Annotated in this window: 28 protein-coding genes, 1 pseudogene and 1 other annotated feature; of the genes and pseudogenes, 4 read left to right on the top strand and 25 right to left on the bottom strand. The window is 41.3% G+C overall.

Annotation, left to right across the window (positions count from 1 at the left end; genetic code table 11):
• Nucleotides 1-33: 33 nt before the first annotated feature.
• A pseudogene (spoVB, locus tag RCG21_RS26160) lies at nt 34-1583 on the top strand (stage V sporulation protein B).
• 33 nt (nt 1584-1616) lie between these two features.
• Here the strand turns inward: spoVB and RCG21_RS26165 are convergent.
• Nucleotides 1617-2276 carry a DUF421 domain-containing protein gene (locus RCG21_RS26165; RefSeq protein ID WP_133334442.1) on the bottom strand — a complete coding sequence of 220 codons (660 nt, stop codon included), beginning with the start codon at nt 2274-2276 and terminating at the stop codon, nt 1617-1619.
• A gap of 241 nt (nt 2277-2517) precedes the next feature.
• Nucleotides 2518-2703: a hypothetical protein gene (locus tag RCG21_RS26170; protein ID WP_235824791.1), complete on the bottom strand. Its 186-nt coding sequence runs from the start codon at nt 2701-2703 to the stop codon at nt 2518-2520.
• Between RCG21_RS26170 and RCG21_RS26175 the strand changes: the two genes are divergently transcribed.
• Nucleotides 2648-2962, top strand: a complete 315-nt coding sequence (locus RCG21_RS26175) for a TIGR04086 family membrane protein (RefSeq protein WP_308914298.1) — start codon at nt 2648-2650, stop codon at nt 2960-2962. The two genes, RCG21_RS26170 and RCG21_RS26175, sit on opposite strands and share 56 nt — an antisense overlap.
• Nucleotides 2963-3019: 57 nt before the next feature.
• Here the strand turns inward: RCG21_RS26175 and yajC are convergent, their stop codons facing one another.
• From yajC to nadB, 13 genes are all read right to left on the bottom strand, one after another.
• Nucleotides 3020-3340 (bottom strand): preprotein translocase subunit YajC, encoded by a 321-nt coding sequence (gene yajC, locus RCG21_RS26180; protein WP_133334441.1) that lies wholly within the window; start codon nt 3338-3340, stop codon nt 3020-3022.
• Nucleotides 3341-3370: 30 nt separating this feature from the next.
• Nucleotides 3371-4510 carry a tRNA guanosine(34) transglycosylase Tgt gene (tgt, locus tag RCG21_RS26185; RefSeq protein ID WP_133334440.1) on the bottom strand — a complete coding sequence of 380 codons (1140 nt, stop codon included), beginning with the start codon at nt 4508-4510 and terminating at the stop codon, nt 3371-3373.
• Nucleotides 4511-4537: 27 nt separating this feature from the next.
• Complete coding sequence (gene queA, locus RCG21_RS26190) at nt 4538-5566, bottom strand: tRNA preQ1(34) S-adenosylmethionine ribosyltransferase-isomerase QueA (protein WP_308913894.1); 1029 nt, start codon at nt 5564-5566, stop codon at nt 4538-4540.
• 17 nt (nt 5567-5583) lie between these two features.
• On the bottom strand, nt 5584-5790 hold the full coding sequence (locus RCG21_RS26195; RefSeq protein ID WP_071353998.1) for a DUF2905 family protein: 207 nt from the start codon (nt 5788-5790) through the stop codon (nt 5584-5586).
• The gene (ruvB, locus tag RCG21_RS26200) at nt 5787-6788 is read right to left on the bottom strand and encodes a Holliday junction branch migration DNA helicase RuvB (protein ID WP_133334438.1); all 1002 of its coding nucleotides are present in this window, start codon (nt 6786-6788) and stop codon (nt 5787-5789) included. Before ruvB ends, RCG21_RS26195 begins: the two co-directional genes overlap by 4 nt.
• An 11-nt stretch (nt 6789-6799) precedes the next feature.
• Nucleotides 6800-7414 (bottom strand): Holliday junction branch migration protein RuvA, encoded by a 615-nt coding sequence (gene ruvA, locus RCG21_RS26205; protein WP_133334437.1) that lies wholly within the window; start codon nt 7412-7414, stop codon nt 6800-6802.
• A 358-nt stretch (nt 7415-7772) separates the two neighbouring features.
• Nucleotides 7773-8312, bottom strand: coding sequence for a BofC C-terminal domain-containing protein (locus RCG21_RS26210; RefSeq protein WP_372512726.1), 540 nt, complete (start codon nt 8310-8312; stop codon nt 7773-7775).
• A 108-nt stretch (nt 8313-8420) separates the two neighbouring features.
• Nucleotides 8421-9116, bottom strand: coding sequence for a YhcN/YlaJ family sporulation lipoprotein (locus RCG21_RS26215; RefSeq protein ID WP_165976246.1), 696 nt, complete (start codon nt 9114-9116; stop codon nt 8421-8423).
• Nucleotides 9117-9216: 100 nt separating this feature from the next.
• On the bottom strand, nt 9217-10200 hold the full coding sequence (locus RCG21_RS26220; protein ID WP_133334713.1) for an aminoglycoside phosphotransferase family protein: 984 nt from the start codon (nt 10198-10200) through the stop codon (nt 9217-9219).
• Nucleotides 10178-11869, bottom strand: a complete 1692-nt coding sequence (gene safA, locus RCG21_RS26225) for a SafA/ExsA family spore coat assembly protein (protein WP_308913895.1) — start codon at nt 11867-11869, stop codon at nt 10178-10180. The genes RCG21_RS26220 and safA overlap by 23 nt, the downstream gene beginning before the upstream one ends.
• 285 nt (nt 11870-12154) lie before the next feature.
• Nucleotides 12155-13258, bottom strand: coding sequence for a quinolinate synthase NadA (gene nadA, locus RCG21_RS26230; RefSeq protein ID WP_308913896.1), 1104 nt, complete (start codon nt 13256-13258; stop codon nt 12155-12157).
• Between the two features lie 13 nt (nt 13259-13271).
• Entirely contained in the window at nt 13272-14108 is an 837-nt protein-coding gene (nadC, locus tag RCG21_RS26235; RefSeq protein WP_133334433.1) for a carboxylating nicotinate-nucleotide diphosphorylase, read from the bottom strand.
• Entirely contained in the window at nt 14077-15636 is a 1560-nt protein-coding gene (nadB, locus tag RCG21_RS26240; protein WP_308913897.1) for an L-aspartate oxidase, read from the bottom strand. The genes nadC and nadB overlap by 32 nt, the downstream gene beginning before the upstream one ends.
• Nucleotides 15637-15732: 96 nt before the next feature.
• On the opposite strand from nadB, the gene RCG21_RS26245 reads away from it, so the two are divergent.
• Entirely contained in the window at nt 15733-16878 is a 1146-nt protein-coding gene (locus RCG21_RS26245) for an IscS subfamily cysteine desulfurase (RefSeq protein ID WP_308913898.1), read from the top strand.
• Nucleotides 16879-16998: 120 nt separating this feature from the next.
• Nucleotides 16999-17535 (top strand): transcription repressor NadR, encoded by a 537-nt coding sequence (locus RCG21_RS26250; RefSeq protein WP_308913899.1) that lies wholly within the window; start codon nt 16999-17001, stop codon nt 17533-17535.
• A gap of 59 nt (nt 17536-17594) precedes the next feature.
• Here RCG21_RS26250 and pheA read toward each other — a convergent pair whose 3' ends face one another.
• From pheA to RCG21_RS26300, 10 genes are all read right to left on the bottom strand, one after another.
• Nucleotides 17595-18452 carry a prephenate dehydratase gene (gene pheA / locus RCG21_RS26255; RefSeq protein ID WP_308913900.1) on the bottom strand — a complete coding sequence of 286 codons (858 nt, stop codon included), beginning with the start codon at nt 18450-18452 and terminating at the stop codon, nt 17595-17597.
• A gap of 78 nt (nt 18453-18530) precedes the next feature.
• On the bottom strand, nt 18531-18986 hold the full coding sequence (gene thrR, locus RCG21_RS26260) for a transcriptional regulator ThrR (RefSeq protein ID WP_133334428.1): 456 nt from the start codon (nt 18984-18986) through the stop codon (nt 18531-18533).
• 27 nt (nt 18987-19013) lie between these two features.
• Nucleotides 19014-20303 carry a GTPase ObgE gene (gene obgE, locus RCG21_RS26265; protein ID WP_133334427.1) on the bottom strand — a complete coding sequence of 430 codons (1290 nt, stop codon included), beginning with the start codon at nt 20301-20303 and terminating at the stop codon, nt 19014-19016.
• A 61-nt stretch (nt 20304-20364) separates the two neighbouring features.
• Nucleotides 20365-20910 carry a Spo0B C-terminal domain-containing protein gene (locus tag RCG21_RS26270; protein WP_133334426.1) on the bottom strand — a complete coding sequence of 182 codons (546 nt, stop codon included), beginning with the start codon at nt 20908-20910 and terminating at the stop codon, nt 20365-20367.
• Nucleotides 20911-21141: 231 nt separating this feature from the next.
• On the bottom strand, nt 21142-21435 hold the full coding sequence (gene rpmA / locus RCG21_RS26275; protein ID WP_026572313.1) for a 50S ribosomal protein L27: 294 nt from the start codon (nt 21433-21435) through the stop codon (nt 21142-21144).
• Nucleotides 21436-21777 (bottom strand): ribosomal-processing cysteine protease Prp, encoded by a 342-nt coding sequence (locus tag RCG21_RS26280; protein ID WP_026572312.1) that lies wholly within the window; start codon nt 21775-21777, stop codon nt 21436-21438.
• A gap of 15 nt (nt 21778-21792) precedes the next feature.
• Nucleotides 21793-22101, bottom strand: a complete 309-nt coding sequence (gene rplU, locus RCG21_RS26285; RefSeq protein ID WP_026572311.1) for a 50S ribosomal protein L21 — start codon at nt 22099-22101, stop codon at nt 21793-21795.
• A 13-nt stretch (nt 22102-22114) separates the two neighbouring features.
• Nucleotides 22115-22197 (bottom strand) — a sequence feature (ribosomal protein L21 leader region).
• 47 nt (nt 22198-22244) lie between these two features.
• Entirely contained in the window at nt 22245-23699 is a 1455-nt protein-coding gene (locus RCG21_RS26290; RefSeq protein WP_308913901.1) for an Rne/Rng family ribonuclease, read from the bottom strand.
• A 254-nt stretch (nt 23700-23953) separates the two neighbouring features.
• The gene (locus tag RCG21_RS26295) at nt 23954-24820 is read right to left on the bottom strand and encodes a M50 family metallopeptidase (protein ID WP_308913902.1); all 867 of its coding nucleotides are present in this window, start codon (nt 24818-24820) and stop codon (nt 23954-23956) included.
• The gene (locus RCG21_RS26300; protein WP_308914300.1) at nt 24813-25595 is read right to left on the bottom strand and encodes a peptidoglycan DD-metalloendopeptidase family protein; all 783 of its coding nucleotides are present in this window, start codon (nt 25593-25595) and stop codon (nt 24813-24815) included. Before RCG21_RS26300 ends, RCG21_RS26295 begins: the two co-directional genes overlap by 8 nt.
• Nucleotides 25596-25786 lie beyond the last annotated feature (191 nt).

Consider the following 25786-nt stretch of genomic DNA (forward strand, 5'->3'; position numbering starts at 1 on the left):
GAATTCTTCTTTTTTGAGAAGGTGGGAAGTTGAATGTCGAAGTTTTTAAAAGGGACTTTCATCCTATTAATAGCGGGCCTAATTACAAGAGTTTTGGGCTTTATTAATCGGATTGTAATAGCGAGAAGTATTGGAGAAGAGGGCGTTGGCCTCTATATGATGGCATTTCCGACTTTTATTCTGGCAGTAACCATCACTCAGTTCGGGCTGCCTGTTGCCATATCGAAAAATATTGCTGAAGCAGAAGCACGGGGCGATCATAAGGAAATTAAAAAAATATTAGTTGTTTCACTTGCCATAACTCTATCCTTATCTCTTATATTTACTCCGGCATTAATATTGCTTGCGCCGATTCTTTCAACAACGCTTTTCACAGATCCGAGAACCTACTATCCACTGGTTGCAATTGCGCCGGTTGTTCCGGTTATTGCTGTATCTTCCGTTTTACGGGGATATTTTCAAGGGAGACAGAACATGCGTCCGTCTGCTAACTCCCAAATACTAGAGCAGCTTGTGAGAATTACCTTGATTGCGGTTATGACAAAAGCATTTATCCCTTATGGAATTCAATATGCCGCAGCAGCAGCAATGGTTTCGGCGGTAATCGGGGAACTGTTTTCCCTTGTCTATTTAATGACTGCATTTAAGCTCAAAAAACGATTTAGACTTCGAAGGAACTTTTTTAAATTTGTTTATTCCGGAAAAAAAACCTTCAAAGATTTAATGGAAATTGCCGTACCAACGATGGGCAGCAGGATGATTGGTTCGGTTGCCTGGTTTTTTGAACCGATTGTGGTGGCCAATAGCTTAGCACTGGCCGGTGTGGCGGCAGTGGAAGCAACTAAACAATATGGTGCCTTAACGGGATATGCGCTGCCTCTTTTAATGCTCCCTTCATTTATTACGTTTTCATTGGCAACATCCTTAGTCCCAGCCATCAGTGAGGCTAATTCGCAAAACAATCATAAATTAATCGAATACCGTCTGCAGCAGGCATTAAAGCTAGCGTTTTTATCCGGCGGTCTTGCGGTTGTGATCCTATATGTACTAGCTGACCCATTAATGACGATCATGTATGGTAAATCAAATGGTTCATACTTTATTCGTCTAATGGCACCATTTTTCTTATTTTATTACTATCAGGGTCCGCTTCAAGCCGTTTTGCAGGCATTAAATTTAGCAAGAGCTGCGATGATTAACAGCCTAATCGGGGCAGTCGTCAAAACTGCCGTTATCTTTTTGCTGGCCTCCCAGCCTTCTTTTGGCATAACCGGCGCAGCATTAGGAATTATTGTTGGTTTTGTCTTGGTAACGGTCCTTCATTTTGCCACCGTCTTAAAGAAAATTGCTTTTTCTTTTTATATTCGTGATTATGCAAAAGCGTTTATTGCCATGGGGATTTCCGGCTGGTGTGGTTATTGGCTGTTTGGACATTTCCTGATTAACCAATTTTTAGCCATTCGTGTGGTAATATCTACTGCGGGGATCTCTATTCTCTATATCCTCCTGCTCTTGGGCCTAGGGTTGATAAAAAAGAGGAACTCAAACGAATTCCTATCATTGGCAACTTAGTTTTTCGATAATGAATAAAAGCCACGGGTTTTACGTGGCTTTCCTCATTCATCCTGTAAATCAATAAAAAACTTTCCATTTTCATAGCTGCAAAAGGAAATTTTTTTTATGTCATGATGCCCCTTCTTTTTTAGCTCTTGCCTTAGCCAAAGATTGGTTTTATTAATTCTTTTTAAATTTTCTTCATCAATCTGACCATCCATAATTAATGGAATCGTAATATCCCCATTTTTATTCGGTTTATTAGGATCCTGCAGTTTTTCGATTACTGACAAATTCCCTGAAGCCTCTAAAATGGCAAATTCAACATCCGCGATGCTTCGGATATCTTTTTCTCTTAATTGAGCCATTAAATCATCGAAATTATACCGTTGTTTTTTCATTGCATGTTCATCGATTTTTCCCCGGTTTATAATGATGGTCGGCTGCCCATCAACTAAATTCCGAAATCGTTTGCTTTTTAAGGAAATCGTAGCAAGTGAGATTTGAATTAACATTAATAAGACCATTGGAACCATCGTATGAGTCAAGGGATCTTTCGTATTTTCAATTGAAATGACTGCCATCTCACCTATCATAATAAAAACCACTAAGTCCAAGATACTTAATTCGCCAATTTCCCGTTTACCCATTAAGCGGAAAATCACAAGAATCACTACATATAAAGAAATAGTCCGAAACGCAATATTCAAATAAACTTCCACTGTTTGTCTCCCCTTTTTGTACATTCAAATCTATTATTTGCAAAGTAATGGGAATAACAAGTGGAATAATTACCCAATAACTAATGATTCAAAAAATGGCTGTGTTAAAGGTTATTGTTAATTGGAGCGGAAATCAACAACCATGTTTATGAGCATAGGCAGATTTTTTTGATTCTACTTTCCAACCATTTTGAATAACTTGTACTAAGAAGGTTACTGTATAGCTTCCAATGGAAGGAATTTATACAGGAATGATATAGACTGCCATAAGGCATTGAAGGGGGAGAGTTGAAATCGAATCAAAAAGCTTTGGTACATCCATTTTATACGGGCTCATTTTTATCTTCGCTTTTGCAGCAATTAGCAGCCTTATTGTTTCGTTAATTCTTAAATTTACCTCCACACGGGAAGTATCACTCCAATACATTGTCACCGCCCTATCCTTTATCGCATTATTTGGCGGCGGATTTCTATCCGGAGGGAAAAGAAAGGAAAAAGGATGGTTAATCGGGGGAGTAACAGGCCTAATTTATTCCCTCGTCGTCTTCTTATTTCAATACTTAGGTTATGATAAACTATTCTCTTTCGATCAGATTATCTATCACTCCTGCTATACACTGATTGCAATGATGGGCGGCATTCTTGGAGTGAATATCGCCACAAACAATAATTCCAGAACAGCATGAAAATTTTTCAATGTAAAAAAGGAAGCCTAGTATGGATCGGCTTCCTTTTTTCCGCAATTATTTTTCAAGGTTAACTTCTTTTGAAGCTTCTTTTGAAGCTTCTTTTGGAGCTTCTTTGCTCGCTTCCGTTACTTCACGAATCGCTGAGCGGTCATAGGTAAGACGGCTGCCGTCTCCACATTTAATGACTGCTTTATTGTCATCGATGGAATCAATAAAGCCATGAAGGCCGCCAATCGTGACAATCTTATCACCCTTTTTTAAACTGCTTTGCATATTTTGTACGTTTTTCTGACGCTTTTGCTGTGGGCGAATTAATAAGAAATAAAACAACACAAACATTAAAATTAATGGTAAAAGTGTACCAATTCCTTGCATTTACATTTCCCTCCTTTCAAGTAACATCTATTAGAAATTTTTCGCGTCCGGTTTATTAAAACCATAACGTTCAAAAAATTCTTCTCGGAAATCACCAAGCCTGTCTTCCATGATGGCTTGTCTGACCTTCTCCATTAATCTTAACAGAAAATAGAGATTATGGTAAGAAGTTAATCGAATTCCAAACGTTTCTTCACAGCGAATTAAGTGACGTATGTAGGCTCTCGAGTAATTTCGGCATGTATAGCAATCACAATCTGGATCGATCGGACCAAAATCTCTTGCATATTTCGCATTTTTCACTACCAATCTGCCTTCGCTTGTCATCAACGTTCCATTTCGTGCAATCCTAGTTGGCAGGACGCAATCAAACATATCAATTCCACGAATAGCTCCATCAATTAATGAATCAGGTGAACCGACTCCCATTAAATAGCGCGGTTTATTCGTTGGTAATAACGGTGTCGTGAACTCTAACACCCGGTTCATTACATCTTTTGGTTCACCAACCGACAAACCGCCGACTGCATAACCCGGGAAATCAAGGGAAACAAGGTCTTTCGCACTTTGCTTCCTTAGTTCCTCATATTCTCCGCCTTGAACAATTCCAAACAAACCTTGATCTTCGGGACGTTGATGAGCATTTAAGCAGCGCTCGGCCCATCTTGAAGTTCTTTCCACTGATTTTTTCATGTATTCAAAGGTCGCCGGAAATGGCGGGCATTCATCAAATGCCATCATGATATCAGAGCCAAGGGCATTTTGGATTTCCATTGCTTTTTCAGGGGATAGAAATAATTTGTCTCCATTCAAATGGTTGCGGAAATGAACCCCTTCTTCTTCAATTTTACGAAATTCACTTAAGCTGAATACCTGGAAACCGCCTGAGTCCGTTAAAATTGCCCGATCCCAATTCATAAATTTATGAAGGCCGCCGGCTTCCTTAACAATCTCATGGCCTGGACGAAGCCATAAATGATAGGTATTACTTAAAATAATTCCAGCACCCATTTCTTTTAAATCTTCAGGTGACATCGTTTTTACTGTTGCAAGTGTACCAACTGGCATAAATGCAGGTGTATCAAAAGAACCATGGGGTGTATGGACGCGACCAAGACGTGCCCCTGTTTGTTTACATGTTTTAATTAATTCATAGCGAATCGCTGTCAAAATTTTTTCTCCTTCCTAATCCATTGACTAGATAATCAGCATTGCATCTCCAAAGCTAAAGAAACGATATTCCTCTTCGACGGCTGTATTATAGGCATGCAATATATTTTCCCGCCCTGCCAAGGCACTAACAAGCATGATTAAGGTCGATTTTGGCAAATGGAAATTGGTAATCAACCCGTCAATCGCTTTATATTCATATCCCGGATAAATAAAGATACTCGTCCAGCCGCTACCTGTAATAAATTCCCCGTCATTTTTTGACGCAATGGTTTCAAGTGTGCGAGTCGAGGTGGTCCCAACCGAAATAATTCTTCCTCCGCGCTTTTTCACATCATTCAATAATTGGGCTGTTTCTTCGGTTATCATATAATATTCGGAATGCATATCATGCTCCAAGATATCGTCCACACTTACAGGACGAAATGTCCCAAGGCCGACATGAAGGGTAATAAATGCAATATGAACCCCTTTTTCCTTGATTTCTTGCAATAGTTCTTCGGTAAAATGAAGACCGGCTGTCGGTGCAGCTGCGGATCCCAGTTCGCGTGCATACACGGTTTGGTAACGGTCACGATCCTCTAATTGCTCCTTAATGTAGGGAGGAAGTGGCATTTCCCCTAATTGATCCAATACCTCGTAAAAAATCCCCTCAAACTTGAAATCAAATACACGGCCGCCATGCTCAGAGGTTTCCGTACATACCGCAGTCAGCAGCCCGTCGCCAAAATCAATTTCTGTTCCTTCTTTTATTCTTTTTGCGGGTTTGACAAGTGTTTCCCATTTGTTTCCTTCAAGCTGTTTTAATAGGAGTACTTCTATTTTGGCACCAGTGTCTTTTTTAACGCCAAAAAGGCGTGCAGGCAATACCTTGGTATCGTTTAACACAAGGCAATCTCCTTCACGCAAATACTCAGTCACATTTTTAAAAATCTCATGCTTAATTTCGCCTGTTTCTTTATTTAACACCATCAATCTGCTGTCCGTCCGATTTTTCAATGGGACCTGTGCAATCAATTCTTCAGGTAATTCAAAATCAAATAAGTCTATTTTCATGTTATTACATCCTTACTTTATCGAAATCTTCCTATGAAGTAAAAAATTAATGATAGGACAATACTTACTATAATCGATGAAACAATCGGGAAAAAGAAGGTTGCATTCCCTTTTTTAATGACAATGTCTCCCGGAAGCTTACCCAAATGCAAATATGGCATAAGGAAACCAATAATAAAAATAATCGCACCGATAATCATTAGTGCTTTGGATAGACCGGTCACTTCTCAGGCACCTCCATGCCAAAATGATCATACACAGCCTGGGTCACAACTCTTCCTCTTGGGGTTCTTTGTAAAAAACCAATTTGCAAGAGATAAGGCTCATACACATCTTCAATTGTTTCTGACTCTTCCCCTATCGATGCAGCAATTGTATCAAGACCAACAGGCCCGCCGCGGAATTTTTCAATAATCCCTTTCAGCAATTTATGATCAATATGGTCAAGTCCAAGCCGGTCGACCTGTAGTAGGTCCAAGGCTTCCATGGCAAGTGTAAGATGTATCGTCCCGTTTCCTTTTACCTGAGCAAAGTCTCGAACCCTCCTAAGCAGGCGGTTGGCAATCCTTGGGGTCCCTCTTGCTCGCCTTGCAATTTCCATCGCCGATTGCTCGTCAATATCGGTTTGAAACAACTCTGCAGTGCGAAGGACAATGTTTTTTAATTGGTCTTCCTTATAATACTCGAGACGGCTTAAAACTCCAAATCGGTCCCGGAGTGGCGCCGATAACGAACCGGCCCTTGTGGTCGCACCGACAAGTGTAAAAGGCGGTAAATCGAGGCGGACAGAACGGGCACTTGGTCCTTTTCCGATGACAATATCAAGGCAAAAATCCTCCATTGCCGGATAAAGCACCTCTTCAATTGAGCGCGGAAGCCGGTGAATTTCATCAATAAAAAGCACATCTCCCGGTTCAAGAGCTGTAAGGATGGCTGCTAAATCACCCGGGCGTTCGATTGCCGGTCCTGAAGTAGTCCGAATGTTTACGCCCATTTCATTGGCGATAATGACTGCAAGTGTAGTTTTCCCCAAACCAGGCGGTCCGTATAAGAGAACGTGATCAAGGGTTTCTTTCCGGAGTCTCGCTGCCTCAATAAAAACCTCCAGATTTTCTTTCACCTGGGTTTGACCGATATATTGCTTTAAGTTTTGCGGCCGAAGGCTTTGTTCCAAACTTATTTCGCTCTGATTCGCTTCACTCGAAATAATTCTTTCCTCCATGAATCATCACCTTATTTTAAAAGCCGTTGCAAGGCTTTTTTAATGTATTGATCTGTTGAAAGTTTTTCTTTTTGTAATTCCGGCGAAATCTTCTTGATTTCTTTTTCAGAATAGCCGAGGGCTTTAAGAGCAAGAATTGCTTCTTCTAAGGAAGTGTTGGCAGCCGGTACCTGCTGTGCCGCAAATTGGTCGGCATTAAATAAATTCGGAAAGTAATCCGGGACAATATCCTGTAATTTCCCTTTTAAATCAAGAATCATCTGTCTCGCTGTTTTTTTGCCGACTCCCGGAAATTTAACAAGAAAGCCTTCGTCTTCATTTTCAACGGCGGAAACAACCTGCTGCACTTCACCGGAGGCAAGTATGGCAAGCGCCCCTTTCGGTCCAATCCCGGAAACATTTAATAATTTTGTAAAAAGTCTTTTTTCTTCCCTTGTAGTAAAGCCGTATAAGGCCATGATATCTTCACGGACGTAATGGTAAGTATATACTGTTACCATCGTTTCCATTTTGCCGGAGTATATAAACGGGTTAGGGGTTGATATTTGATACCCGATTCCGCCATTTTCGATGACGATATATTCCGGACCGACAAATTCAACGGTCCCTTTAATAAATTCAAACAATGATCTTCTCTCCCCAAGTTTGGACTAAACTTCATTTTAACATAAAATTTTGGGGGTGTTGAAGAAAATAACCCGTTTTCCTTAGTGGGATTTTGGTTTCGCTGATTGGATGGTTGGTTTCGCTGATTGGGAATGATTTTCGCTGATTGGATCGTTCGTTACGCTGATAGGAGACAATTTTTCGCTGATTAGATCATTTGTTACGCTGATAGAAGACAATTTTTCGCTGATTAGATCATTCGTTACGCTGATAGGAGACAATTTTCCGCTGACAGAAATCATTTAATATGACAAAGTTTAATTTTTACGAAAAAAACAGGCTGATTAATGACATCAGTCTGAATTTATGTTCGACTCATTAATTTTTTGAGGCTGCCTCAGTCGAGTAGTGCCTAAAGGTTTCTAAAACTTCTACGTAACGATCCTTTGTTTTGATAGGGATTCCCTGCAGGAGCTCTTCTTGCTTTTTGCTTTCGAGTTTCCTAATATCTATTTGAAAAAAAGATTGAATTATTCTAGATTGGCCCGGTCTGCCGTTAAAAATGGTCAATACCCCTTCATTGGTAATGCCGAAGTAACCGTTTGCCTTTAACAATGGTGAAATATCGTCTACGTTTTTACGAAAAACTAAATTTTCTCCATCTCTTGTAATCAGTTGCCATTGATCGTATTTCGCCCAAAAATTTTCAGGTGACCAGCTTATTTCCTGAACTACTTCCTCGCTCAGCTCGCCATCCAAATAAACCCTTTGTAAAGTAACCTTTAATTTCAGAGGCTCCTTCGTTTGCTGTTCAAGATGGCGATCTTGTTGTGCGGCGGATCCTGTCATGTCCATACCAAGGGCCATTCCCAAAATAACAGCGAAGAAACCAGCCATTACCATCCATTTGAACTTCATGCAAATCACCTCTTCTTTTTATTCATACAGTTCTAGTTTAGCCTTTTTTTGCCTTTTTATCCTTAACAAATGAAAAAGGGGTAAAGCCCGCAGCTTTACCCTTTTTCATCAAGGTATTTGTTTACCTTCAAGGAGTTCATTTGTCGTGTTACGATCGCGACTAATCGTTCCTTCATCAGTGATGACCGACACCTTTTTACCGTTCACATATGGTTTTACAGCTTTTTGAACCGCTTTTTTCGTCTCGGCTGCACGGCTATGATCAACTAAATCAATCGCAATCATGACCGAATTACCATAGATGACTGAATGAACGTTTTGTACATTATTTACTGATTCTGCCTTTTGCTTGATCTGATTGGTGATTCTTCCAAGTGTTGCCGAATCATGGGCAGCATCATTGCCGCTGTACTTCACATTTAAGTGATTGTGGTAATTCACATCTCCCGTACTAAATCGATTGTCTCTCATGAAAAGATTATGATCATGGTTCGCAAGAGGTTTGGTTGGATTCGGAGGGTTTCCATTTTCATCCCTTGTCTGGAGCAGCTGTCTCCGTTGATCCCTTTGATAGTTCCCCTCATCCCCAAGCGTATGATCCATCATTTCCGTCAGTGGTCCATCGTTATCGATAAGAAATCCATTGTTATTATTTGGATGTTTTTCATTTGAGTAATACCCCATTGGACGTGCTACGTTATTATCATTGTTGTTATTTACACCAGCTCGATCAGAATTTGCACAACCTGCCAGCCCCATAATACATAAGGCAGATAGAGGAATCATCCACGGTTTCTTGTTCAAGCGAAAAACCCCCTCAAAGAACATCATGAGCATAGGGAAATATGCTCATTCTTAGGTTGTTCTCAGAAGGGATTTTCATTCTGCCAGAAAGCGGAAGCATCTATTTAACCATTTTTTTTAGCTCATTGAAAAACTTCCTGCGTAAATGAAATTGATTGATTGTTAATTCCAATACATACTTTGTTTTAGAGGGTTTTATATGAGAATTTTCCCTGATTAAACGGTTCCATTCACGAAAAATATCGGAAGGGTAGGCCAAGGCATATAAAAAGGCTTTTTCCTTTAAAAACTTTTGAAATGGTTCAAACTCATAAAGCCGCTCGAAGGACCATTCCAAGTATGGCAGAATCCGGTTTGCATATTGTAAATAGTCTAGGACATCAGGGCCAACTTGAATTAAATCAAAATCAATTAAATTTAAAGCCCCGGAGGCATCGCGTAAGAAATTATGGTGCGCTACATCCCCATGAAGGATGACAAAAGGTTCTTTTTCAAAAAAAGTATGATTTGCGGAAATTCCGTCCAATGACCATTTAGCCCATTCTAACATTTCAGTAAGATAGGATTGGCTTATTAAATACTCTAAAACGGGAAGATTATTTATAAAGATGGACGAACGCTCCTGAAATTTCCCAACCAGATCTCCCTTCGAAATTAAAGTCCGATAACGTATCTCGAAGGCTGCGGTGACCTTGTGAAATTCTTCTAATAGCTTTAAACCCTCGATAATATTTTCTTTCGAATTATACGAAAAGTTGGTTTTATGTGGTTCTATATATTCGATCACGCCATAATGGGTACCTTCAAAATAAAGGGGTTCTTTGACAGGCTGGACATACAGATAGGTTTTGCTAAATCCCTCATTTTTTAAAGTTGTTGTAAAAGTTTCCTGCAGTTTCAGTCTTCTATTTGAGCGGTAACCTTTGATGATATAGATATTTTTTTTCGTTTTTACGTAAAAAACTTTCTTTCGTATAGGAACAAATTGCTTAATTTTTTCTTGGAACTTTGATTGAAAATAAGAGAAGAGACGATCCAAATATGCATCGTCTCCCTTTTTGTTAGTTCTCGTCATTGCTCTCATCAAATCGGGGCATCCCGTAGGCACCTGCTCCTTCTGGCCCAATCCCATAAGGATTCATATACGGTGGCTGCGCGACATTGACTGGTCCAGTATAGGGTGCACTATAGATAGGTGGAGTAGATGGGACGAAATTTGTTACTGCACCCTTGGCCGGTCCGCCGCATCCACAATCCCCTCCCGCTCTCGCAGGAATACCACCTGGTGCTCCTGTCATTTCCGGTGATTCAAAAGCAGATCCCATTGGCGGGTATCCGTAAGGGGTTTGCCCGTATGGCGATCCTGGGTTGTATGGTGCTCCTCCTGAAGCGGGATTAACTGCACCCTGCGCGGTCGGATATTCTCCCGGATAGCCCCCCTGTGGCCCAGCACTATATCCGGCCTGCGGGTAACCTGCCTGTATTCCCCCCGGGTACCCCTCAGGATATCCTGCCGGTCTTCCTTGATATCCAGGCGGCATTCCACCCGGATAAGCCTCAGGATATCCTACAGGTGCTCCTTGGTATCCCCCGGGCATGCCTCCAGGGTAACCCTCATATCCTGCAGGTGCCCCTTGAAATCCTCCAGGCATGCCTCCAGGGTAACCCTCATACCCTACGGGTGCCCCTTGAAATCCTGCCGGTCCAGCTGGGTATCCTGCTGTTCCTGCCCCTGGAAACCCTTCAGGATAACCAGTCGGTGCAGCTGGTCCTGCAAGCATTTGCGGGTAACCTCCTACCGGATATTGGGCAGGATTTTGTGCTCCCATCACTGCTCCCGGATTATAGCCCGGGTTCATAACCGGCATATGCGGCATAAAGGATGAGGATTCATCAGCAAAATGCGGTGCAAAGGATGCTCCTGCAACAGTTGGTGCCATACCAGGTGCTGGGAATGCGCCTGGATAGGCTCCGACTCCAGGTGCTCCTGGATAGGCACCAACACCAGGTGCTCCTGGATAGGCACCCGGATTTACTGGATAACCACCATGCATACCTGCATAGCCATCTAGCGTCCCCGGATAGCCGCCACCATGTTGATATGGCATATATGGCTGCGGGTAGAATTCCATTGGTGGGCAGAATCCTGGTCCAGGCATAACAGGTGTGATCGGAACACATGGCTGCTCAACTGGTGCCTCCATAGGTGGAAGTACAGGTACTTCTTTTTTCGGTACTTCCTTTATTTCGGGTAAAATATTTGCCGGTTTTGGCGGCAACTCCGGTTTTACCGTCATATTTGTCATGTTTGTCATATAATAATTATTAATATCGATTTCTGGGACAACTGGGAGAGGCATTTTTGGAGTATAAGGTACTTTTGGTGCTTCCTTAATAATTGGCTGTTCTTTTATTGGAACTTCCTTAATCGGCATTTCTTTAATTGGCATTTCTTTAATTGGCATTTCTTTAATCGGCATTTCTTTCGCTATAGGCTTTTCCTTGGCAAATGGGTGTTCAACAAGCGGCATTTCCTTCTTAGCTCCTAAATTGATGGCAGCTTCCGGTTTCCCTACAGGTGCTTCTTTCTTTACCATTCCCCCTGTTGTCGGGACTTTCACTTTCATACCGGGCATAATCATATCAGGGTTGCTGAGCTGGGAATTCATCTTTTTCAGCTCTTCAAAATTCACGCCGTACTTCTTGGCGATCTTCCAAAGAGTATCCCCTTTCTGTACGATATGGATCTTCACTCTGATTTCCCTCCTATGCATAAGTCCATATAGTCTATGTGGAAATGGGCAAAGTGCTATCATTCTTCACAAAAACATATGCTTTTTTTGGGAAAAATATGAGTTGGACCCTGATGAATTATTTTATAGATGTTGATTTGATGGATTTTTTCGATTCGCTGATAAAGTGCCTCGATTCGCTGATAAATCTCTTCAATCCGCTGATAAAGCGGCTCGGTTTGCTGATAAATTCTTCTATATAAAAAAAGAGATACATTTTAAAAATGCATCCCTTTTAACAGTTATTTATGAATTTGCTAGCATTCTTTCTAAAGCTAATTTTGCATTCTCGGCAATTTCTGCATCCACCTTAATAAGATTAAGATTAGATGCATCCTCTAAGGTATCAAGGCTCCAGACTAAATGTGGCAAATCAATCCGATTCATTGTAAGACACGGACACATATGAGGATTAAGCGAAATTATTTTTTTATCCGGATGATCGTGAATAATTCGGTTTACAAGATTCATTTCTGTCCCAATTGCCCATTCAGTTCCAGGTTCTGCATTTTCAATAGCCTTGATAATATAACTTGTTGATCCGGCCATATCTGACAGTTCCACAACTTCTCTGCGGCATTCCGGGTGAACAATAATCTTCATTTTTGGATGTTGATACCTTACGTCAATAACATTTTTAACCGTGAAATTCTCATGTACGGAGCAATGCCCCTTCCAAAGAATGACCTTAATACTTGAAACATCACCTTCATATTCCAGTGTGTTTGTAATTGGGTTCCAAATAGCCATATCATCTAAATCAATACCTAAATCAAAAGCCGTATTCCTTCCTAAATGCTGATCAGGAAGGAATAGAATCCGCTCCTTCTGAGTGAAAGCCCATTTTACCATTGTATGTGCATTGGAAGAGGTAACAGTTGCCCCGCCATGTGCTCCAACAAAAGATTTAATAGCCGCTGTTGAATTTACATAGGTTAATGGAAGAATCGTGTCTCCAAAAATCTCCCCGAGCTTCTCCCAAGCCTGCTCCGTTTGCTGAAGATCCGCCATGTCCGCCATCGAACAGCCAGCCCTCATATCTGGTAAAAATACCTTTTGCTGCTCGCTTGTCAAAATATCGGCTGTTTCTGCCATAAAATGAACACCGCAAAAAACAATAAACTCTGCTTCCTTATTTTCAGCTGAAAGCTGAGCCAGTTTTAAAGAATCGCCAGTAGCATCGGCAAACTGAATAACCTCATCCTTTTGATAATGATGTCCCGGGATAAACAATTTTGATCCCAGCTTATTTTTTACTTCACGTACCCGTTCTTCCAATGCTTCTCTTGACATTTGTTTATAAATTTCCGGTATCATTCGGTTTTTTTGTAAGGCTGCTAGAATGCTCATCTTATTCCACCCCTTAGTTCCATTTTACTTTTACACTGATATCAAGCGCTTTATACGAATGGGTTAAAAAGCCCAAAGAAATATAATCCACACCAGTATCCTGAAAGGATGCCAGGTTACTTAATTGAATTCCACCGGAAGCTTCGGTAATGGTTCCAGGCGGTACCAATTTAATTAATTCCTTGATTTCTTCAGGGGTACGGTTATCAAACATAATGATATCCGCCTTAGCATTTACCGCTTCGATTACCTGTTCTTCCGTTTCTACCTCGACTTCGATCTTTACCATATGACCGGCCTTTTCTCTTGCTACTTCAACAGCCTTTGTAATGGATCCTGCAAAGGAAATATGGTTATCTTTGATCATAATTCCGTCGTATAATCCATAGCGGTGATTGTAGCCGCCGCCACAGCGAACCGCATATTTTTCAAACATTCTAAGTCCCGGTGTTGTCTTTCTTGTGTCACATAGTTTTGTATGAGTGCTGCCCAGCGTTGTTACTGCGTTCTTTGTTAAGGTGGCAATTCCACTCATCCGCTGGAGCAAATTTAGAACAACCCTCTCACCTTTTAATAGGTCTGCAATTTTTCCAGTGACAGTTGCGAGCTGCTGCCCTTTTTCAATGGCCTCGCCATCCCTTACAAAAACTTGAGTTGTGAGTTGTGGGTTTAATACCTGAAAGCCGGTTCGGATGATTTCTTCTCCGCAAAAAATTCCGTTATCTTTTGATAAGAAGACAATTTCCCCATTGGTATTGTTCGAAAAAATTAAATCGGTTGTGATGTCCTGTTCTCCAATATCTTCTATAAAAAATTGTTCAAGTTGCGAGCGCAGTTTCAATGTGTTCATTTTTCTTCTCCACTTCCCGTTTTTGAATGATTGATTTCTTTAACCAATTTATTTCATCCTCATATGGGTAATCACTTCGGTAGTGACCGCCGCGGCTTTCCGTTCTTCTTAATGCCGAGTCCGTGATGAGTTTTGCAATCGTCAGCATAAAGATTTTGTTTATGTCTTCCATGCTGTATGAGTCTAATTGATCAACTGTTTCCCATTGATTCAGCCAATCTTTTTGTTTTTTCAAATCGAGTTCATTTCGGACAATTCCGACTCGTTCCATCATCCGTTCTTTTAAGATCTGGACATCCGGAAGTTTTAACATCTCTGTGTTTGTTGTTGAATAATGAGAGTATTTTGGTTCAGGCAATTCCATTTTTGCCTTATTCAGCCAAGCTGAAAGTTTTTCCCCTTGAAATAAACCTTCTAACAAAGAATTGCTTGCTAAACGGTTCGCCCCATGAAGACCGGTACAAGCCGCCTCGCCAATGGCATAGAGACCTTCAATCGAGGTACGTCCAATGAGATCGGTTTTGATACCTCCCATTAAAAAATGACTTCCCGGTGCCACTGGGATTCTACCTTCAGAAATGGCAATTCCGTTTTCCTCACAATTCGAAGTAATGGTTGGAAATCTATTTTTGAAATTGCTAATTTTACTTATATCTAAATAAATTTTCACACCCTGTTTGAGATAGCTATAAATGGTTTGCGAAACAACATGCCTTGGTGCCAGGTCTTTTAAAGGATGGATTCCTTCCATGATGGGACTTCCATCTTCTGTAACCAAAATGGCACCTTCACCACGTACGGCTTCAGATATTAACCCTTTTGTTTCACCATTGATATATAAAAGCGTGGGATGAAACTGGATAAATTCCATATCTACAATTTCAGCACCCGCTAAATACGCCATAGCAATCCCATCGCCGCTGACGGTTTCAGCATTGGAAGTGTACGGATAAAGCTGACCGCAGCCTCCCGTTGCCAGGATTACATGGCTGGCGTAGTAGTGCTCAATGTATCCATTTAATTTTTTCGCTTTGACACCCATACAACGTTTATTTTTTATAATTAATTCAAATGCGAAGGTATTTTCTTCAATTTGGACATTTTCTTTTACCATGCTGATAAGATGTTCCATGACGTTTTTTCCTGTTGCATCCCCGCCACCGTGAACAATTCTTTTTTCACAGTGGGCCCCTTCCATTCCTAGAAGTAACTCACCATTTTGATCCCTGTCAAATACATCACTTTGACTTGAAAGATTTCTAATCAACTTGGGAGCAGCGTTGATGATTTCTTGCACCGTTTCCGGATGATTATGAAATCTCCCCGCTTCAAGCGTGTCCATAAAATGCTTGTCAGGATGATCGTTGTCACCAAGTGCAGCTGCAATCCCCCCTTGGGCCAAGTAAGAATTCGCCGTCCTAATTTTTGACTTTGTGATAATTCTCACATTTAATTCCTTATTTAAACGGACTGCCAGCTGTAAAGCTGCTACTCCGCTTCCAATAATTAACACATCAGTATAAGTCATATTTTGACCCTCCTGGTTTTACAGGTGTCTTGACATATATATTTACACAGATTTACACTAATATCAAGTATTTTTTAAGGTTAGGAGAATCCGAGAATGATTTATTTTGATTATGCAGCGACAACGCCTATCGATCCGGAAGCAGCCGAGGTTTACGTTCAAGCAGCTACAGAGTTTTTTGGGAATTCCAGCAGCCTCCATGACATCGGCGGCAACTCCTCAGCACTGCTTGAAAACTGCCGGGAAGAGTTGGCCAATCTAGTAAATGTCGATAAACACGGGTTATTTTTTACAAGCGGCGGGTCGGAAAGCAATTTTTTAGCAATCGAAGCTTTATTGTCCGCTCCTAAAAAACAAGGAAAACATATTATTTCAGGTGTGGCAGAACATTCATCGATTCATGGTGCTTTAAATCGTCTCAAGGCATTAGGGTATGAAATAACCTTCCTTCCCTTTCAGTCATCTGGATTGATTGATCTCGAGAAACTCGTAGATGCAATCAGGCCAGATACAGTGTTAATCACGATTCAGCATGTAAATTCGGAAATTGGTACCATCCAGCCAATTGAAAAAATTGCACACATTTGCAAGGAAAAGAATATTCATTTTCACAGTGATTTTGTTCAGTCATTTGGAAAAATCAATATTAGTACGTTGGCACCGCAAGTCAGCAGCTTTTCTTTTTCCGGGCATAAAATTTATGGTCCAAAAGGAGTTGGGGGCGTTTATATTGATCCCAGCATTTCTTGGCAACCCTTTTTCCCAGGGGGCTCACATGAGAAAGGGTTAAGACCTGGGACGGTTAACGTACCTGGAGTTGCATCCATGACGGCAGCTGCTCAATTAATATTTCCTTCTATTTCGGAAACTTATCATCATTATGTGGGGCTCCGGACGGCATTACTAGAAGCACTTAATCCGATTCAGCAATGGGTTCAGTTTTTTGAGGCGGAGGGTGCTCAGCTGCCTTCAATTATTGGTCTTCGAATTGCAGGGATTGAGGGGCAATGGGTGATGTTAGAATGTAATCGTCTCGGATTTGCGATTTCTACCGGAAGTGCCTGCCAAGTGGGGATGCAGTCCCCATCGAAGGTGATGAAGGCTTTGGAAGTTAGCGACGGGCAAGCGAAGGAATTTATTCGGATATCATTTGGACGGTCAACAAGCATAGAGGATGTTTTGAAGCTTGGGGAAGCGCTCGTTGGGATTGTTAAGGAATATAAAGGCACTGTAGTTATTTAAAAAGAGTAAATTATGTTATGCTAAAAACGATAATTATTAGGTTGATGGGCTTACTACTTCAGGGTATAAGGACTAACAACCCAAAATAGTAAACCCTTTGAAATTTCTAGGAGGTCTTGTATGGAACAAAAGAAAATCTTAGGGGAGGAACGGCGAACCCTGATCCTTCAACTGCTTAAAGAAAGTACTGAGCCACTGACTGGCAGTGATTTAGCTAACCGGACAAACGTCAGCAGGCAGGTCATCGTTGGAGATATTACCCTTCTCAAGGCAAAAAATGAACCAATTATCGCCACAAGCCAAGGCTACCTATATTTACATCAAAATGCCGGAAACCCTGCATTTGAAAGAACAATTCCCTCTTTTCATAAACCGGAAGATACTGAAAAGGAGCTCAACCTGTTGGTGGACCTGGGTGTATTGGTCAAGGATGTTAAAATCGAACATGCGATATACGGGGATTTAACGGCATCCGTAATGGTTTCAAACCGCAAGGAAGTCAAACAATTTATCGAAAACCTGAAATCGACCAAAGCAGCATTATTGTCGGAATTAACCGACGGCATCCATCTTCATACCATTTCAGCTCCAAGTGAAAAGACACTTGACGAAGCAGAAGCAGCCTTAAAACGTGAAGGCTTTTTAATGGAATCTTAAAAGGACCCGGAAACATGTTCCCGGATCCTTTTTTAAAACTCTGAAAATTCACAAGCTACCTAATCCAACTCCACCATCAACGAAGGATAGCTTCCTAAAATCTTTACACCGCAGCCAAGTGCCTCTAACTCCGCCATTGCTCCGGGAATCAACACCTCATCAAGCTTCATTTCGATATCAATAATGAAAAAGTAATTGCCGATTCCGGTCTTCATCGGTCTCGATTCAATTTTCGAAAGGTTTAATTTCCTCCAGGCAAAAGCAGATAGCACCTGATGGAGCGCTCCGGCATGGTCTGCAGGAAGAGTCACCATAATCGTCGTTTTGTAGGTAGCATTCGCTGCTTCCATTAACGGTAAATCCATATCTTTATTCGAAAGAATAAAAAAGCTCGTTTGATTAAAGTTAAAATCATGGATATTTCTTTGAACAATCTGCAGTCCATATTCCTTCGCAGCTAACTCATTGGCAATCGCTGCTGCCTGCCATTCCGGATGGTCCATTACCATTTTGGCCGCCGCAGCCGTCGATGTTACACTTTCAAATGGAACACCCTTAAACTGCGTATGTAAAAACTTATGACACTGGGCAATGGCATGAGAATGGCTGTAAATATGCTTTACATCCTGCCAATGCTCCTGATTCGAAGGATGCACCATAAAATGCTGTTTAATCGGAATGGTAATTTCCCCGACAATCGGGATATCCACTACCCTGGTTAAATAATCCAAAGTAATATTTACAGAACCCTCAAGGGCATTTTCAATTGGAACAACCGCTAACTCTACTCTGTCATCGGCAACCGCATCCATGCATTCCGGAATCGTCCGGAACGGTTCAAGCTCATCTTCTGAAAAAACACTCATCACCGCAATTTCGGTGAACGTTGCCTTTGGCCCTAAGAAACCTACCTTCACTTTTTCTCCACTCCCTTGTTGTCATGTCTAATAAAAGAAAGCTAGGAGCAGCTTTCATAAGGAACAAACAACTCCTCCTTATGCACCTGTTCCCAGCACTTCCACATTCTCTACAAATTCGAGCTTTTTTAATTCTGTTAATAACTCATCAATTTCCATGGTCATGTTCCCCGTATTCATGGAAAGCGTCACATTCGCGCGGCCCTGGAGCGGGATGGTTTGGTGAATCGTTAACAAGTTACAGCCTGACGAAGCAACAACACTTAGCAATTTTGAAAGGGTACCGGAACGATCTTCTAAATGAAAAAAGAGCGAGACCAATTTTTCTTTTTTAATCGACGAAAAAGGAAAAACAGTATCCCTATATTTATAAAACGCGCTTCGGCTTAAATCGGTTTGCTGGACAGCTTCCTGGACGGATTCCACCTTACCCCGTTCAAGCAATTCCTTCGCATCAATCGTTTTTTTCATTGCCTCCGGAAGAACATCCTCACGTACTAAATAGAATTTTTTCTCTACTCTATTCCTTTTCATCTCTATACCTCCAACCACCAAGGAAGGCTACTCTATAAATTCAAATTCAAACTCCAGCAATTTTACGATATCCCCATCTTTTGCTCCTCTTTGCCTTAAGGCATCATCCACCCCAAGACCACGAAGCTGCCGCGAGAAACGGCGGACAGATTCTTCACGAGAAAAGTCTGTCATCTTAAACAGCCTTTCCACCTTTTCGCCAGAAACTACAAATGAACCATCTGGCTCTCTCGTAATTTTAAAGTGGTCAGGGTCCTTCTCATGTTTATATAGAACACGATGTACACCTGTTTGTTCCTCTTCATGCTCAAGAGGGAACTCCGGTGTCTCCTCCAATTTATCAGCAATCGCAAATAATAAATCGCGCAGCCCTTTTCTTGTTAAAGCGGAAATCGGAAAAATTGGATAATCGTCTTCCAAGCGCTCTTTAAATTTTTGCAGATTTTCTTCCGCATCCGGCATGTCGATCTTATTCGCAACAATAATTTGCGGACGCTCGGTCAGCCTTAGATTATATTCTTTTAATTCCTTATTAATGGTCAAATAATCCTCGTACGGATCTCTGCCCTCTGTCGCTGCCATATCAATGACATGGACAATGACACGGGTCCTTTCGATATGCCGTAAAAATTGATGGCCAAGGCCTACACCTTCATGGGCCCCCTCAATCAATCCAGGTAAATCAGCCATGACGAAACTTCGGTTATCTTCCGTTTCCACCATGCCAAGGTTAGGAACAATCGTCGTAAAATGATATTCGGCAATTTTCGGCCTAGCCGCTGAAACAACCGATAATAAAGTGGATTTCCCGACACTTGGGAATCCTACAAGCCCAACATCAGCGAGCAATTTTAATTCAAGGATTACATCGCGCTCCTGACCCGGCTCACCATTTTCAGCAATTTCCGGAGCCGGATTGGCCGGTGTGGCAAAGCGGTTATTTCCCCTGCCGCCACGGCCGCCTTTAGCAATAACAGCACGTTGGCCATGTTCAACAAGGTCAGCAATGACTTCCTTTGTTTCTGCATCAGTTACAACCGTTCCCGGTGGTACCTTAATAACCATATCTTTTGCATTTCTTCCATGCATGCTTTTTGACATGCCATGCTCCCCGCGCGGTGCCTTAAAATGACGCTGATAGCGGAAATCCATTAGTGTGCGCAAACCTTCTTCAACGACAAATACGACGTTTGCACCCTTTCCGCCGTCCCCGCCTGCAGGACCACCATTTGGAACATATTTTTCACGGCGGAATGCGACCATACCATTGCCGCCATCTCCACCCTTAACATATACTTTCACTTGATCGACAAACATTTTGTTGTAGACCTCCCGTCTGCATTTAACAAACTGATCTACCAACGAGAATCGCGAAGCCCTATCCTCTTTTTAAAAAAGGCATAAAAACTTCTAATGCGAGTTCGTTTTCAGAAAATTCCTTTACTTCATGAACCAGTTCAGGTCCTTGAGATTCAGAAAGGAATTGTTCAATCAGTTCACTTTTTATTATTATCCCGCTAAAATCGAAAAAGAAACGAGCACCATCAATTTGCGGGTCAATGGTAATCGATAAATGGTTTTCACCAAATACTTCAATTGCTTGATTTAAATGTAAAAATAAGGACTTTGTCCAATTTGTTAATAATGCATCATCTATTTTTATAAAATCCCCATCGGATAGAACCTCAAATTCAAGCTGAAAATGTGGTTGATCCCAATTGGATTTTAAAAGCAATGAAGCAAACATCGGCATCTGTAAATTGGAGAGCTTTGATTCCTGCTGCGTGTCAATGACAATCTCATCGATGATTTCTTTAGCCCGATCAATTTTATTTAAATCTAAATTTCCTTTTATCAATTGCAGCCGATTTAACCAATCGTGCCGCGAATGCCGAAGCACTTCAACAATATCTAGATCCTTCATTCCCTGCACTCCCACATTAATTGTCCGATAACCGTTTTCTGATAGTATATCAAAAAAGCAACCATGAGTAAGCGTTTTTTTGCGAATTATGTCCAAATGAGGAAAAAAAGCGGCTTTTATGAAGAAGTACTTATGGAGTTTCGGATGATTTCCCATCATTCCAATTGGCAATTTTTTCTCACATCTGCAAAAATAAAACTCTAACCAACCGGTTAGAGTTTTATTAAAAGCTTAAGCTTCTTGAGCTACTGGATAAACGCTCACTTTCTTACGGTCACGACCTAAACGTTCGAATTTTACAACGCCGTCGATTTTTGCAAAAAGAGTGTCGTCTCCGCCGCGGCCTACGTTTTCACCTGGGTAAATCTTTGTACCGCGTTGACGGTAAAGGATTGAACCACCAGTTACGAATTGACCGTCTGCACGCTTAGCACCAAGGCGCTTTGCGATAGAGTCACGTCCGTTCTTTGTAGAACCTACTCCCTTTTTAGATGCAAACAACTGAAGATCTAATTTTAATAACATTTATTCCACCTCCTGCTTTTTGAAGGTAATTTTTATGTGCGTTCCGTACTCTTCTTCAATCGTTCGTAATGAAACGACCATACCTTCGAGAAGAATCTGGATTTTCTCATGTATGTCAGCTGATAAATGATCAGGAATGACACAGCGGAGAAAACCATCTCCCTGTTCAATCATTGGTGTCACACCAGTAATGGCATGAACAGCATTGATAGCTCCAACTGAAACGGCAGATGCGCCTGCACAGACGATATCCTTGCCTCGGTCGGCAAAAAAAGCATGTCCGCTTATTTCGAAGGATTGAATTTCACCGGAATGATTACGATCAATCGTAATTCCAATCATCTATATTTCAACACCTTACGCGTTGATTTTTTCGATGACTACTTTAGTGTAAGGTTGACGATGACCTTGCTTCTTACGGTTGTTTTTCTTCGCTTTGTACTTGAAAACAATGATTTTCTTCGCACGGCCTTGTTTTTCAACTTTAGCTGTAACTGTAGCACCTGCAACAACAGGGCTTCCTACTTTTACATCTTCACCGCCAACGAAAAGGACCTTGTCAAAAGTAACTGTTTCACCAGCTTCTGCATCTAATTTTTCAATGTAGATTGCTTGGCCTTCTTCAACTTTCAATTGCTTACCGCCAGTTTCGATAATTGCGTACATGAACTGCACCTCCTTATAAACTCAGACTCGCCATACACAGGCGTCTATGCTTTAAGCATAAAACTTACTACCTGTTCTGTGCGGTTGTAGCACGGGTGCTACAAACATAACATTAAGATACTAACATATTTTAAACGAAAGTGTCAATAGAAATCGCCAGCTTTTTGGGCCATCTCACTTTCTTCACCAAATTGTTTTAATAGATAATAATGGCTTGGATTTGGCTTCACGGAAAAATAAACTTTAAATTTAAGAGATTCCTCTAAGAATTCAAGGTGATGTGCCATTGCTTCTTTTACCTCTTTCGTTGTTTCCACCAGCACCGCTTCAAAATCTCCATTCCGGTGCTCGACTAATTCCCTTTCAAGCCGGAAAGCCACCGTTTCCTGACTTAAAATTCTGCCCGTTCCCTCACAAACGGAACATTTAACCGTTAACGCTTCTGACAAGGAAACCTTTGTTTTCTTTCGTGTCAGCTGCAAAATGCCCAGTGGTGTATAGCCAATCAACTTAATACGATTCTCATCTTTATTCTGTTCAAAAACTGCCAATACTGACTGCTTGTCCTGCTCGCGATGCATATCAATAAAATCAATCAGGACTATGCCGCCAATATCACGAAGGCGCAGCTGCCGGCAAATTTCCTTTGCTGCCAAGAGGTTTGTTTTTAATACAGTTTCCTGATAGTCGCTTTTTCCAGAGAACTTGCCAGTATTCACATCAATAATCGATAATGCTTCCGTTTCATCGAAAATAAGATAGGAACCATTTTCGAGCCAAACGACCCGTTTGAGCGCTTTGTCGATTTCATGCTCAACCCGGTTCACCGCGAAAATATTTTCCTTCCCGCCGTAATAGCTTACCGTGGCGTTTTGATTGTGTTCCTCTAATATTCTTTTTAATGAAAGATCATCTACGAGGACTTCGCCGTTATCCATATTTGCCATCACTTCGATTAGCATTTCAACGAATGTATCTTTTTGAAAAATCAACCCGGGCTTTTTAAAGGTTTCAGCCTGCTTCATTAATTCATGATGTTGAACTCTTAGTTGTTCAAGTTCTTGATGTATTTCTTCTTCTGTTGCAAATAAACTTGAGGTGCGAAAAATAATTCCCTCGTCGGCTGTTTTGAGCTGATGGCCAATCCGGCGGAGGCTGGCTTTCTCGTTATCATCGGCAATTTTTTTCGATACCGCCACATAGCGGCCTTGCGGCATGTAGATGAGCTGATTTCCCTGGATTTCAATAATCCCTGTTACCCGCATCCCTTTTGTTCCTGTCGCATCTTTGTTCACCTGTACGAGCAGCTTTTCACCTTGATGAACAAATGTTGAGATGCCCTTTTTTTCATTTATTTTATCTAATGATAAAACATAGGAAGGCAGCAGGTCCCGGTGCAAATAGGCGTGTTTTTCTTCGCCAATGTCGACAAATACGGCATTCATTCCGGGGAGTACCTTTGAAACGGTCCCATAATAAATATTACCGACCAAAGAACGCTGCTCTGGCCGGTCAAAAACCATTTTTTCCACCTTATGATTTCGCATGAAGGCAAATCTTTTTTCTCTTGACTGATAATTGATGATTAATTGATCCAATCGGGCGGCCCCACTTTATTTTTGATGCATTTATTATACCCTTTTTGGAGAGGAGAGCCAACTGTCGGATAGCGTGCTTCAATTGTCGGATAGACTGTGTTCCTATTGTCGGATAGACTACGCATTGTCGGATAATCTGTTCCTATTGTCGGATAATCTGTTCCTATTGTCGGGTAGACTACGCCTATTGTCGGATAGCCAATCTCACTGGCGCTAAACCACCTTTTACTAGCAGATTGCCCCAAACCCGATTCTCAAAACATAAACAGCAAATCACTAACTTTGTCGGTTAAGCGTTTTTCTGTGAAATAAGCGTGCAACAGCTCATTTTCATCTAACATTCCTTTTTCCATGCCGTTCCCCTCAACAATAATCGGATGCTTGCAGCCGCGTTGAAATTTTTCGAGGACATGAATTAACAAATCATGTTCGTTCGCTTGAATCGGTTTTAATAAGTGTAAATCACTTTTCTTGCCGTAATAGCGTTCAAGCAGAAAGCGCATGAAAATAAAGCGACGCTGCTTCCACTCGTGGTAAAGCGAGAAATACAGAAACGCGATGACCACCCAGACATTGAGATGATACGGAGCGGTAAAAAGTATCAGCAACGAGAAAATGGTGAGACTGATAAAGGAAATCTGCAATGTGACCCGGTGCGCGAATGGAAACGATTTTTTGAGTGACATGAATAAAAAGACTAACTTACCGCCATCAAGCGGCCACACCGGAAAAAGATTAAAAATGAGTATCATTAAATTGTATTGGAAAAATAAATAAAATAAATCTGCAGACACCAAGGAATTGGTGTAGAGCAAAAAGCCAAGACCGACCATCCAGACATGCTGCAAAGGGCCGGCAAGGACAACTATTGCCTCTTCCTTTAACGGACGATTGCCGTGTTCATCCATTTCAGCAACCCCGCCAAACGGCAGGAGGGTTATTTTTTTAATTCTCCATGAAAAAAATGAAGCTGCAGCCGCATGCCCCATTTCATGTATAAAAATAATTCCTAACAATAGACAAACCTCTCGAAAATGTGCGGTTGCAATCGAAAGTGCGACAATAATCCATAACAGCGGATGAATATAAACCTGTTGAAGTAAATCTCTCACTCTACTCAAAGCGGATCACCTGGACCGGGTCGATAAAATCATCCCCTTTTTTAATGGCAAAATAGTACGTACCCTTTGATTTCTCTTCACTCGATGATACCGTTCCGACCACTTTTCTTTTTTCCACATAATCATAAAGTTTGACTTGAATGTCAGCTAAGTTCCCATACCAGGTTTCTGTTCCATCGGAGTGCTGGATAATGACTGTCTTTCCGATGCCATCCTTTACACCTGAAAATGTAACAGTTCCCCCATTCATCGCTCTGACCGAGGCTCCGTTTGCCGTTTCAATCATAATCCCCTGCCCGTTTTTCTCAAAGTTTTCTAGAACTTTACCGGTTGCAGGCAAGGCAGGCTTTTCTGCTGTATCTGTTTCTGTTTGCTTTTCTTTTTTCGGTTCATTAAAAGGCAGCAAAGCAAGTGGCTTACCAAACTTTTCTTCATACCACTGGGATACTACTGCAAATTTAAACTCCTTGTCCATTGTGGTTCGGACTACATTCCTGGCTTGGTCAAATGTTGCGGTATGATTTCGAAACAAAATCGCAACTACTAAAAAAAGACACACTGAAGCCAGTATTTTAAAAATAAAAACTTCCATGCGAAACAGCGGGTGCCCTTCGTCATCTGGTCCACTTCCATAGGAAGATACATGATTGAACCCGTACTTTTCTTCTTCCCCAGGCCAAGCCAGCTGGCGGTCTGGATTTTTTTCTTGCATGCCTATTTCTTTTTTCCGTTTATTGATTCTTTTGCGTATTTCATCCGGTGTCGACCGCGCCATATCCATCAACCCTTTTCCCACTTTTTGTACAAGTTTATGAAAGAGATTTAAGGAGTATGACTCTTCAAAAAAATCCTTGGTTTGTTATCTTGATATGTGGGTTTTGAAATGGAAAGTATTTTACCTAAACTGGAAAATATATTAATAAAAGTGGAAAGAAAATACCAACATCAAAAAAAGCCTGTCCACGC

The organism is Bacillus salipaludis, from assembly GCF_030938565.1.
GTDB lineage: Bacteria > Bacillota > Bacilli > Bacillales > Cytobacillaceae > Neobacillus > Neobacillus salipaludis_A.